This is a genomic window from Providencia sp. PROV209, from assembly GCF_028479485.1.
Lineage (GTDB): Bacteria > Pseudomonadota > Gammaproteobacteria > Enterobacterales > Enterobacteriaceae > Providencia > Providencia alcalifaciens.
In genome coordinates this window covers 53,223-64,239 of record NZ_JAMPNR010000022.1, presented here as the reverse complement: position 1 = coordinate 64,239, position 11,017 = coordinate 53,223, and the positions used below count along the sequence as shown (strand labels likewise).

Sequence of the window (11,017 nt, the reverse complement as noted above, 5' to 3'; positions counted from 1 at the left end):
AGGGCATCGATTTCGATGCCCTTTTCACTATTCCACACTATTTATCGCCAATTTTCGCTTTTCACCACGGAATATTTCCCGGCACCCAACAAAGCAATCGCCAGCGCACTCACAAAGAAATAAACGATACTCTCAATCGCCCATGCCCCTGTTTTATCCAATAAAAAGGTTTTGTCTAGCCCTACCATTAACCACGCGACAACCATGGTAAAAGCAACTAAAAGCGCTGAAGGGCGAGTCAAAATACCCAACACAATGAAGATAGGAGCAACCACTTCCCCTAAAATCGTGCCATAGGCAATAAATTCAGGTAAGCCATAAGACGCCAGCAATCCTTTGATGCCACTCGCACCTGTTAGCAACTTGCTCATTCCATGAAATAGCATTAATCCCCCCACCGCTAAGCGCAACAGCAATTTTCCTGCGTCTTCATGTGACAAACAACGATTGAATAGTCCGACCATTTTGCACCCCATTTTTACGTTATGTTACTTATCATTATGGTTCAAAAATGCAAAATGCGAATTGTTTTAATTTACATTTTCTTCATCTATATCAAGGTAATTTCAGTTACTTTTACTACACTCTATCTTATTCAAAAATAGCGACCATTATTCATTTTTTTAATCGAATTTTTTGAAGTTATTGACTCTACTATTATTCAGTAAGAGCCTAAACCAATTTAATTAACCATATAGTTAATAAGATTAATTATCTAATTAATTTTTAATTAATTAAAAAAATATAACCCTTTAAACTGACACTCGTTTTATTTGTTTTTTAATTAAAAAAATAGAGATAGCCATGGCAATTTAAATAAAAACCCAAAAATAAAAAAACGGCCTTATATTATTTATACTTAAATCCGTATATTCACTACTTTCCCATAAAAAACCAGCATGACATACAAAATAACAGTTACATTTTGAATTTTCACTCTAAAAATTCAAAATCATTGGTTTTATAAACCTAAAAATTCGACTTTACAGTTCTTGAAGTTCCTAATTCATTAGCTAAGCTTAAAAAGCTAGCAAATCCAGCTAGCGAAACAAATCACTTATTTAATTAATCGAGAACCTCGATGGGGTTAATTATGCCTAGACATATACTTTCTCTATCAATACTGTCCTTATCCGTGTTATCTGGCTCAGTAATTGCTGCCACAAATAGCCCTGGAGGTATTATTTCTTTCTCCGGTGCAATTAGTGATACTACCTGTACGATTAATGGTAATAACAGCGCTGATATGTCGATTGCTTTAGATCCGATTATATCTTCTGATGCAGGAACAACGGCAAGTACAGTTATTACAAAAAACCAAAAAGCCTTTGGGCTTACCTTTTCAAACTGTGCAATTGTTGGTGGAGGTACGCCAGCAGGGACATTAAAACTTCACTTCTCTTCAAGTAATATTTCGCCTTCAGGCCTGTATTTAATGAATACAACAGTGAACGAAAATGATCCGGCCGTTGCTCGTAACGTGGGCTTTAGCTTGTCACAGACTGGATCACCAACCGTTGCTATTCCATTAAATACGACCTTTGATACTCAGTTAACCGCAGCCAATACCACTTCAGCTGCGGGTGCAACATTGAACTTAATTGCTAGCTACTACAAAACAAATGCGACTGCCGCATCTGTCGGTGCGCTGCAATCAAACGTTGTTTATACCGTTTCATATCTATAACAATAAACTCAAGCTAGGTTCCTCTGAACCTAGCTTTTAGTGAGAATTTATTATGAAAATAAAATTATTATTCTTACTTCTTTTATTATTTTCTAAAGAAACATTTTCAAACGTTATTATTACAGGAACAAGAATTATATATCCTGAAGATGCACAAAGCATGTCCGTGCAATTAACTAATAACAGTAAAACACCGTCATTAGTTCAATCTTGGATTGATGATGGCAATATAAACTCAACACCTGAAAATTCAGATGCACCGTTTTATCTTTATCCTCCTATTATCAAAATAGAGGGTTTGCAAGGTCAACAATTAAAAATTAAAAAAACAGATAGAAAACTTCCAGATAATGTTGAAAGTATTTTTTATTTAAATGTCCTAGATATTCCTAAAGCGCCAGATTCAATGAAAGGGAAAAATGTCATTCAATTAGCGGCGCGTTCAAGAATAAAATTATTTTATCGACCTAAGGGATTAACTGAATCACCTGAAAATATCACGGACAATATTAATTACCAGCTAAATAATAACGGTATTGTCGTGAATAATAATTCCCAATACCACTTTACAATTGCTGCTATTACAACGCCTGAAGATAAAAAAACAACGCTTGTTGATTCAGAGATGGTTCCACCCCACACATCCAAAACACTGCCGTTAAAAAAGCAGTTAAAAGGTAACAATCTTATTCTGACTTATGTTGATGACTATGGTGTTTTCAAATCTAAAAACCTTCAGCTTTAACAGAAGAAACCATCATGAAAAAAGAAAATTATCTCTACATCCTTATTTTAATAGGGCTACAGACTTATCTAAAAAATGCATTTGCAGATGAATTCGATACCTCCCTTTTGGTGGGTGAATCTGCAAAAGGAGATATTTCTCGTTTCTATTCGGATGGACAAATTCCAGCGGGCAAACAACTTGCGGACATCTATGTTAATCAGGTTTGGAAAGGACAGTTTGACATCAATGTTGAAGATAATGGTAAGCAAATCAGCATTGCGCAAAGTGATGTCCCTAAGCTCGGTTTAAAAACCACACCTAACCAAACAGATCAGACTGAAGATAACGCATATGTTCAACTCAGCTCACTGGCACCCAATTTACATTACCAATTTAAAATCAGCGAATTACGACTAAACATTACAGTTCCACAAGTGTCGATTAAACAATCTGAATCTGGTTATGTCGATCCCAGCTTGTGGCAACATGGCGTGCCAGCCATTATTTTTGCTTATAATACAAACTATTACACTTATAAAGAGAAGAAACACGAAAAGAGAAATAATGAGAATTTCTATGCCACCCTCAACTCGGGTGTCAATTTAGGTGCATGGCAATTTCGTGATGAATCCAGTTATCGCTATTCATCCCATGGCTCGCAAAAATGGCGCAATAACACCCGCTATGTATACCGCCCAATCAGCCAGATTAACTCAGGGCTGAAGGCTGGCGATTTTTATACACCAACGGCGCTATTTAATAGCATCCGTATGCGAGGAATAATGCTCGCAACGGAAGTGGGTATGTTGCCAAACTCAAGCCAAAACTTTGTGCCGATTATTCGGGGCGTCGCACAAACCAACGCCTTAGTCAGCGTTTATCAAAATGGGTATTTGGTCTATCAAGAAAACGTGCCGCCAGGTGAATTCGCATTTAACGATATTCAGCCTAGCGCGGGAAGCGGTGATTTATTGGTGGTAATACAAGAAGCGGATGGTCGAAAAGAATCATTCTCTGTTCCCTACTCCGCCGTACCCGACATGCTTAAAGAAGGTGTTTCCAACTATAACGTTCTTGCTGGGCAAGCAAAAATCGACAATACCTCATACCAACCTAAATTTATTCAAGGTGAATATCATTACGGCTTGAATAACTTAGTGACACTCTATTCCGGCGCTCTACTCAGTGAGAAATATTATTCCGCCGTCATTGGAAGTGGTTGGAACTTTCGCTTTGGTGCTATCTCCGCAGACGTCACTCATGCCAAAACTAAATTGGATAGTGGAGATAAGAGTGGTCAAAGCTATCGTTTAACCTACAGTAAATTTATTGATGCCACTTCGACCAGTTTAACGCTCGCCACATACCGCTATTCCACTAGCGGCTACTATAGCTTTGTCGATTCAATTTATTCTCATGATAACTATAAAGCCTGGCAGCGATATCAAGACGAAAATGCCAACCAAATTGGCAATAATAATAACAATTCCGATCTCTCGCTAAGTAACTTCGATGCCTTACGAGGCTCACGGGCGAAAAATACCTTCACCGTTAACTTGAATCAGCAACTTGGCGACAATTATGGCTCTGTTTTTGTTTCTGGAACCCATCGTGATTACTGGAATACTCACGGCAGTAGCCGAGAATATCAAGTTGGTTATGCCAACAACTACAACGACATTTCCTACAACGTATCTGTATCACGGGTGCGTAATTATGATAATAAAGAAGAAACCCGCGTTTATATGAATATCAGCGTTCCCATTAGCCTATTCGAAAAACGCGCTAACGTGAGCTTAGGCAGCTATTTTACTGATTCTCACTATGAACAAACTGCCATGAGTGTCAGTGGCATCGCGGGGAAAGATAACCAAATTAATTACACCGTGACAGGCACGAATCAGTCTGGGGGTAACAATGTCCTCGGTGGAAATATTACCTATAAACACCCTTACACCACATTATCCGGTTCTTACACCGAAGCGAATGATTATCGTCAGGCAGGGTTAGGTGCCCGAGGTACCTTGGTTGCTATCCCTAACCATATCGCCTTATCGGGTGATACCGGGGATACCTATACCATCATTGATGCCCCAATGGCCGATAATATGATGGTTAATGACAATAAAACCACGCTAACCAATCAGCGCGGTGTGGTGCTCGTGACCAACAGCACCCCTTATCGCGCTAACTCATATACCCTTTCTGATACCGAAAACACGGCTGGCGCTGAAGTGCTCGGAAATATGGCGAACATCAGCCCGTATCAAGGCGCAGTGAACTATATCAAGTTAGAAACAGACACTCGACAAACCTTTATTTTACGTGGTGAAAAAACGGATGGTCATAGCCTGCCATTCGGTACAGAAGTTGTGGATCCACAACAGCAAAGTATTGGATATGTAGGGCAATCTGGCGTGTTGTACCTCAAGAGTGATCAACTACCTTCAGCCTTACACGTCAAGCTGAAAGGGGAAAAAGAGTGCGTCATTCATCAACCAATTAACACGATGGATAAAGGTAAAAACCGCTGTCAATAAAGGAACATCCAATGAAAAAAACCACATTGGCATTATTATTTTCCAGTTTACTTGCCGTCAGCCAGTATGCCTCTGCGAACTGTCGACAAGCGACAACAGTCACGGCGTCCCCGATTACGTTTGATATATCAAACGATTTAAGCAACTCATCGACTGTCGTGGCCAAAGACTCTCGAACCATATTTTCCGGGACATTTACTTGTACCAATAATGGACTACTCCCTAATGTCGTTGGTATTGCCTCACCATTTCAAGGTCGCAAAGCAACGGTGGGATTTAATGGAGGTAAACAATTAGTAGAAGTGACCGTCACCAAATTAGAAAAAAACAATGTGTCAAACCTATCTGCCGGTTCTCACAATGCCAATGAACTCAATGTAAATTTCACCATACAATTTACCCTTGTGACCGTCAAACCGAGCTCAAATTATGTTGAAATTGCAGGAAGCAGTATAACCATTAACCCCGTTGTTTTTGCTTCGGATGCATCCACTTTAGGTCTTGTACAATGGCTTATTGATGTGGTGACCAGACTCCTCGCGTTTTTGCTTGGACTCAATTGGACCACTCAACCTGATGATATTTACTTACAACCCGTTCAAGTCACCTATAACCCAATCACCACCACGTGTAACTTTGCTAACCAAGGGTTAGTGGTGACTCTGCCCCCCGTCAGTATCAGTACCGTCAAATCAGCAACACGCGCAGGTTATACGCCCTTTAATCTCAATTTTACCTGTCAAGATTTTCTGGCAGGAGGTAATGCATCAAGGGATATCAATATTTTCTTATCCAGCAGCAGCTTACTTACCACAGATAAAACCACCATGAATAACACCGCCAGCCAAGGTGCTGCCGGTGTAGGTTTTCGGTTAGTGACCGCAAGCAATCCCACCACGCCTATCACTCTTTCAGATAGTGTGGCAGCACAAAATACCGCAACCTCTATTTTCAGTGTCGCAAAAGGGAGTCCGATTTCCCCATCATTTACCCTCAATATGGGGGCTTATTATTACCCTTATACCCCTGCCATCGTGACGCAAGGCCCTGTATCCAGCACCGCAACGGTGGTCATGTCTTATAATTAGAAGGATGAAAAAATGCGGCATATTCAAGGGATTATTTACAGTTTAATGTTGCTCCTTCTCAGCTCACAGACGCACGCGAGCTTAATACTCAAAAAAACGCGTTTGATTTACTTAAGCGACCAAAAATCAGCCAATATTCAAACCATTAATGACAGTGAACAAGCAAGCTTAGTACAGAGTTGGGTTGATGAGGGCAATATCCATTCTACCCCTGAAACAACAGAGGCGCCGTTTATTGTGACGCCGCCTGTGACCAAAATCGCCGCTCATGATGGCGCGCAATTACGGATTCGATTTATTGGTGGGGATTTACCGCAAGATAGAGAATCTGTTTTTTACCTGAATGTACTTGATATCTCGCCAAAACCTCAAAACAAAGAAGGCATGAATATTATTCAGTTAGCGCTACAAATTCGTATCAAAGTTTTTTATCGACCCGCAGCGCTTGCCAGTGGCGTAGAGTCATTTATCAATAACGTGAGTGCCTCACATTCCGAGAATCAGCTTTCAATTAAAAATCCTACCCCTTATTTTTTGAATATTTCACAGCTCTATTATGAAAATAGCCAAAATACCCCCATCGCGAAAAGCGTTATGATCCCACCGTATTCAACCGAAAAGCTAGAAGGGAGTCATCGGCAAAATGGTAAACTTATTGCGGTGTATATCAATGATCAAGGTAGCCTCGTAAACCATACAATGAGCATCAATTAGGTACCGAGCCGAGTTAGGGTAAACATTTCCTGCTGAGCCAACTTTTGAAAAGCCGCCAAAGGCATTGGAATTTCAGCCAACCACGTAAAACATGTGGTCATGCCAATAAAAATTGCCTATATTCGAAAAATAATGATGAATATGTGAATTTCAGCCATCACGATTTCGACAAGAACACAACTAATGAGAAATATTCCACTTAATACTATTGATCACGTTGCGCGCGATGTTTTAGCACTCGGTACCGACTACCTACCCAATGTGCTATTGGATTCCCACAAGCATCGACGCGCACAGTTTCTATATGGTGCCACTGGGTTAATTGAGGTGAGCACTGAAGATGGTGAATGGGTGATCCCTCCCGATAGCGGCGTGTGGATCCCTCAAAATACCGCTCATGAAACGCGTATGCTAAATGTCAGCACCCGCAGTTTATATATCGAGCCTGCTGCCGCGCCCCGTAACAGTAATAAGTGTGAAGTCCTACGCGTCACACCGCTATTGCGTCAATTGCTCCTTGAAGCGGTTGATGTTCCGCTGGAATATGATCTCACTGGGCGCGATGGCGTGCTGATGCAGTTGATTCTCCATGAAGTGGCTCGGGCGGAACCCTTACCATTTTTCGCACCAATTCCTCGTGATGAAAGCCTCGCGACCTTATGCAAAGCGTTTTTAAAATCACCGCAAATAACCTCACTGCCCCAAGATTGGGCAGCAAAATTACATAAAAGTGAGCGCTCGTTTAGCCGATTTTTTGGGGCGCAAACAGGCTTGTCGTTCTCTGACTGGCGACAACAAGCCTGTTTACTCAATGCAATTAGCCGGATCTCAGCGGGTAAGTCGATCACGGAAGTGGCATTCGATCTGGGCTATAGCAATGTAGGATCCTTCTCGACTATGTTCAAAAAATGGTTAGGACAATCTCCCTCAAGCTTTATTCAACGTATTGAGCAATAGCGCTAATCCAGTGTGGCGATTAGCCACGCGGATCCTTGATAATCACCAGCTTGCGCATTTTCTCCCCGCAGGTGGCTACTAATTTCAAACTCTTTCATACTGTGAATTTCGGCTTTGATTTCTTTACCAGATTGCCCTGTTTCAAGATCGGTGATCACCAATTCGCTGTAGATCGTATCGTTATCCCCATTCGTCATAGGTAAACGCTTTTGTGGATCGTCATCTTGTGTGTAATCCAAACGTAAACGCACTTTTGTGGAGGATTGAAAGAGACAATGGTAAGTGACTTGGCCGCTAGCACGGTTGTCATATTGCAGGCTATTTAATTGCCCATGGCGTAAATTCAATACACTTTTTTCTCCACTGCTGGTACTGGTAGAACACTTTGCACCAATATTAATTTGTGATGCAGCTAGTCGTAGGGGAACTGAAGATTCATTGAGTGACCAACTATCATAAGGCGGTGCCACTTTTGGGTTCGTAAATGCCCGTACATAGCCTGCTAAGGGCATTTCACTAATCACTAGCTGCCCATCAATAATCTGCTCTTTAATATAAAACGTCATCGTGATAGGAAAATGGTTATCAAACCTTGGAACATCAAATACAGTCTCCTCACTCGCCATTGAACAAACTCCAGAGCTGCGGTTGGTCCATTCCATCATGTCAGCTTCTACTGTCATGACTAAGTTGGCATTTAGCCGATAAGCTTTGAGTCCTCCGAGAGAAAACCCCGTTTCAGGCACATACATAAATAGCCGATGAAAAGCATTTGAAGGCAAAATTTGTGTACTGGTACTTCCCCAACGTCGCCCAATACACTTAACCAAACCTTTAGGTTCAGCACGGTTGCTATCGATGACAAAGGGTTCACCAACTTGGTAGTAGTTTTGACCATCAGAGCCGACGTCAGGGTGATCCGCCAGTGTACTGTTGTTATTCACCCGTATGGTATAACCGCCATTGGGATCAATGATTTGTGCGGCATAATCCGCTTTCGCCATCATTGACAATATAAGCCCACCAACCAAACAACATGCCCATGCTATGAGCCTAATCTTCAACATATTGGTTTTCCCACTAGTTATAAGTGACTGAAATCATCATTGCAGATGTGAATCTCCCTGCAGGGAGCTGGTTTAATGGTCGTGTATTCACCAACTGTGCTTGTAGGTCAATCCGGTGTTCGGTCGTACTTATGGGCTGAGGGGTGAGCGCCTGTAATTGATTTAATTCTAAAGGAATCGCTTGCCCATCAGTGACATCAAGAAAATGGATCCCCAGCCCTTTCGCACTGGTTGACAAAATATGTCTACCGAGAAACTCCTCTGTTCCGTAGCCTTTCGGGTTGAGTAACACTGACAGCGTTTTTCTCCCTGAGCATCCACTGATATACACGGGAAAATCTTTGGTTAACAAAACCTCAGGAGCGCCATTGATTTCAACCACACCAAAATTAATTTGCAGCGGAGAGCTGCCATCTTCACTACGAACATGACAAGCCGGATCCACCATCGTCGCAGCGACATTCACTAAAACATCCCCATAAACTATTGGTGAAATGAGTAACAGCAAACCACACCAATAGTTTTTTACTTTATTGATTTGTTTCACTATTCATACTCCACGGAAAAAGTAACCCAACCAGAAAAATTCCCTGCATTGACGTAACCAAATGGGGGCTTACGCGCCACAACGCCAAATAATAGAGACTGCTCATCTTTCACCACTGATACATGCCCCACATCAATGGGTTCATCCCAAATAATCGGTTTACCTTCGCCGTCCACTAGACCGAGCACCACATCGCTATCACCTTGAGTAATAAGGTAACTATGCCCATCAATATCCACTAACTGCGTTCCATGCCACGTCATTTTGATTAACTTCCCCATGTCTGATTGCTGGCAATGGTCAATTTCAATGGAGAACGGTGTTATTTCGCTCACATCTCCTTGATTGAGAGACTGCATGCGTAACGCCTCAAGCTGAATCTCTTTTTTCACTGAACCCGCACTGACTTTGCAAGACAAATGAACCAATTCACCGCTAAACTCCACATCCAAAAACTGGGCATATCCTCGTCCAGAAAGGCTCCAAAAAAGCGGCGCAAGTAACCACCAAAATAGTGTTAGCTTATTCATAGCTCACCTCCAATCTCAGTAAATGAGCTGGATCGATGGTATTCGGTAGCTGCACTGTATTATTCCCATTCACCAAGTTAACAGAGGAATGAACCACTCTTTTCCCTGTCGCCGCATCCACCACTAACAACATTGCGGGTGTTTTTGCTCCACTGTCGCTTTCACTGAATGCTAAGCCAGCACCGCATTGAGTCAATACGGGCTTCTCCTTTACTGCTAAGCTGCATGGCGCATTAAATAACGTGGCATTAACCAAAAACCACCCCATGTGGGGGGATTCATAATGTGATTCAGTGGGTGGCACACTGCCTAAAAATTTATCGCCTAGCGCCCCCGTCGTCATTGCCATGGTGATAATTGCGCATCCTAGCCGGATCATTTTCATCCGATTTTCCCCCCTCAATGTCTTCGTAAAATTACTGTTCTCCAGAGACGGTGCAGGTGTCTCCTTTGCAACGAAATGCCAATGTTGGCTTACCACCATAGTCATTGATGTAGGTCAGATACGGTGTTGTGAGTGAATGCGTGGTGATATCAAAAGTGGATTTTGGTGCCACCATGACGACTTCGAATGAGCTCTCTTCCGACTGTTTTTTACTATTACCAATGCCAATCACCGTTAAATTAAAGGGGGTGGTGTTATTCAAACGGTAGCCTTTCGCCGTTTTCAGTAAAGTGATGTTATGAGCCCATTTCGTCTGGGACATTTCTAGAATTTTTTCAGGGCGATAGAACAATTTCACCCGTGACTGGAGCGCAATTTGCAGAGTATTTTCTTCGGTAGATTTTGGTGGGACTTCCCGCAGATTAAAATAGAAAACCGATTCTCTATCATCAGGTAGCTGGCTCAATAAAGGTGTTTTACTCAAGCGTACCAAACTGTGGCTATTGGCTTCCACACGTTGTAATGGTGGAGTCGCAAGAATAGCGCCTTGGGTGAGTTTCTTGCCTTGTAAATCTTCAATCCAACTTTGCGCTAAATACGCCTCCTCAGGGTTATCATTGGAAATACGCACATTAATCGATTTTTCATTTCCCGGGAAAACAATGCGCGTTCGATCCAGTGTCACTGCACCGTAGGAAGCCTGTGACATAATCATTAGCAAGCTTATCAATGCAGCATAAATTGATTTAAAATTAAACATAATCAACCTCATAAG

Annotated in this window: 12 protein-coding genes; 6 read left to right on the top strand and 6 right to left on the bottom strand. The window is 41.9% G+C overall.

Features of this window, described 5'->3' with window-relative positions:
* Positions 1-41: 41 nt before the first annotated feature.
* The gene (locus PR795_RS15710; protein ID WP_006663313.1) at positions 42-464 is read right to left on the bottom strand and encodes a DoxX family protein; all 423 of its coding nucleotides are present in this window, start codon (positions 462-464) and stop codon (positions 42-44) included.
* A gap of 629 nt (positions 465-1,093) precedes the next feature.
* Between PR795_RS15710 and PR795_RS15705 the strand changes: the two genes are divergently transcribed.
* The 6 genes from PR795_RS15705 (at position 1,094) to PR795_RS15680 (ending at position 7,713) form a co-directional block, all read left to right on the top strand.
* On the top strand, positions 1,094-1,687 hold the full coding sequence (locus PR795_RS15705) for a fimbrial protein (RefSeq protein WP_006663314.1): 594 nt from the start codon (positions 1,094-1,096) through the stop codon (positions 1,685-1,687).
* Positions 1,688-1,739: 52 nt separating this feature from the next.
* Complete coding sequence (locus PR795_RS15700) at positions 1,740-2,432, top strand: fimbrial biogenesis chaperone (protein ID WP_006663315.1); 693 nt, start codon at positions 1,740-1,742, stop codon at positions 2,430-2,432.
* A 14-nt stretch (positions 2,433-2,446) separates the two neighbouring features.
* On the top strand, positions 2,447-4,954 hold the full coding sequence (locus tag PR795_RS15695; RefSeq protein WP_006663316.1) for a fimbria/pilus outer membrane usher protein: 2,508 nt from the start codon (positions 2,447-2,449) through the stop codon (positions 4,952-4,954).
* Positions 4,955-4,965: 11 nt separating this feature from the next.
* Positions 4,966-6,042: a fimbrial protein gene (locus tag PR795_RS15690; RefSeq protein ID WP_036968536.1), complete on the top strand. Its 1,077-nt coding sequence runs from the start codon at positions 4,966-4,968 to the stop codon at positions 6,040-6,042.
* A gap of 12 nt (positions 6,043-6,054) precedes the next feature.
* Positions 6,055-6,756 (top strand): fimbrial biogenesis chaperone, encoded by a 702-nt coding sequence (locus PR795_RS15685; protein ID WP_272516936.1) that lies wholly within the window; start codon positions 6,055-6,057, stop codon positions 6,754-6,756.
* 183 nt (positions 6,757-6,939) lie between these two features.
* A complete protein-coding gene (locus PR795_RS15680; protein WP_036979017.1) occupies positions 6,940-7,713 on the top strand; it encodes an AraC family transcriptional regulator in 774 nt (257 codons plus the stop codon).
* 2 nt (positions 7,714-7,715) lie between these two features.
* Here PR795_RS15680 and PR795_RS15675 read toward each other — a convergent pair whose 3' ends face one another.
* From PR795_RS15675 to PR795_RS15655, 5 genes are read right to left on the bottom strand one after another with little or no spacing between them, the layout of a single operon-like run.
* Positions 7,716-8,780, bottom strand: coding sequence for a hypothetical protein (locus tag PR795_RS15675; RefSeq protein ID WP_036973087.1), 1,065 nt, complete (start codon positions 8,778-8,780; stop codon positions 7,716-7,718).
* A 13-nt stretch (positions 8,781-8,793) separates the two neighbouring features.
* The gene (locus PR795_RS15670) at positions 8,794-9,327 is read right to left on the bottom strand and encodes a fimbrial protein (protein WP_272516935.1); all 534 of its coding nucleotides are present in this window, start codon (positions 9,325-9,327) and stop codon (positions 8,794-8,796) included.
* Positions 9,327-9,857, bottom strand: coding sequence for a fimbrial protein (locus PR795_RS15665; protein WP_006663321.1), 531 nt, complete (start codon positions 9,855-9,857; stop codon positions 9,327-9,329). Before PR795_RS15665 ends, PR795_RS15670 begins: the two co-directional genes overlap by 1 nt.
* On the bottom strand, positions 9,850-10,242 hold the full coding sequence (locus PR795_RS15660) for a hypothetical protein (protein WP_036968530.1): 393 nt from the start codon (positions 10,240-10,242) through the stop codon (positions 9,850-9,852). The genes PR795_RS15665 and PR795_RS15660 overlap by 8 nt, the downstream gene beginning before the upstream one ends.
* Before the next feature lie 31 nt (positions 10,243-10,273).
* Positions 10,274-11,002, bottom strand: coding sequence for a fimbrial biogenesis chaperone (locus PR795_RS15655; RefSeq protein ID WP_006663322.1), 729 nt, complete (start codon positions 11,000-11,002; stop codon positions 10,274-10,276).
* Positions 11,003-11,017 lie beyond the last annotated feature (15 nt).

What these genes read in the sequence shown, in the direction of transcription:
- PR795_RS15710 (WP_006663313.1), bottom strand. Translation starts at nt 464, where the DNA reads ATGGTCGGACTATTCAATCGTTGTTTGTCACATGAAGACGCAGGAAAA.
- PR795_RS15705 (WP_006663314.1), top strand. Translation starts at nt 1,094, where the DNA reads ATGCCTAGACATATACTTTCTCTATCAATACTGTCCTTATCCGTGTTA.
- PR795_RS15700 (WP_006663315.1), top strand. Translation starts at nt 1,740, where the DNA reads ATGAAAATAAAATTATTATTCTTACTTCTTTTATTATTTTCTAAAGAA.
- PR795_RS15695 (WP_006663316.1), top strand. Translation starts at nt 2,447, where the DNA reads ATGAAAAAAGAAAATTATCTCTACATCCTTATTTTAATAGGGCTACAG.
- PR795_RS15690 (WP_036968536.1), top strand. Translation starts at nt 4,966, where the DNA reads ATGAAAAAAACCACATTGGCATTATTATTTTCCAGTTTACTTGCCGTC.
- PR795_RS15685 (WP_272516936.1), top strand. Translation starts at nt 6,055, where the DNA reads ATGCGGCATATTCAAGGGATTATTTACAGTTTAATGTTGCTCCTTCTC.
- PR795_RS15680 (WP_036979017.1), top strand. Translation starts at nt 6,940, where the DNA reads ATGAGAAATATTCCACTTAATACTATTGATCACGTTGCGCGCGATGTT.
- PR795_RS15675 (WP_036973087.1), bottom strand. Translation starts at nt 8,780, where the DNA reads ATGTTGAAGATTAGGCTCATAGCATGGGCATGTTGTTTGGTTGGTGGG.
- PR795_RS15665 (WP_006663321.1), bottom strand. Translation starts at nt 9,857, where the DNA reads ATGAATAAGCTAACACTATTTTGGTGGTTACTTGCGCCGCTTTTTTGG.
- PR795_RS15660 (WP_036968530.1), bottom strand. Translation starts at nt 10,242, where the DNA reads ATGAAAATGATCCGGCTAGGATGCGCAATTATCACCATGGCAATGACG.
- PR795_RS15655 (WP_006663322.1), bottom strand. Translation starts at nt 11,002, where the DNA reads ATGTTTAATTTTAAATCAATTTATGCTGCATTGATAAGCTTGCTAATG.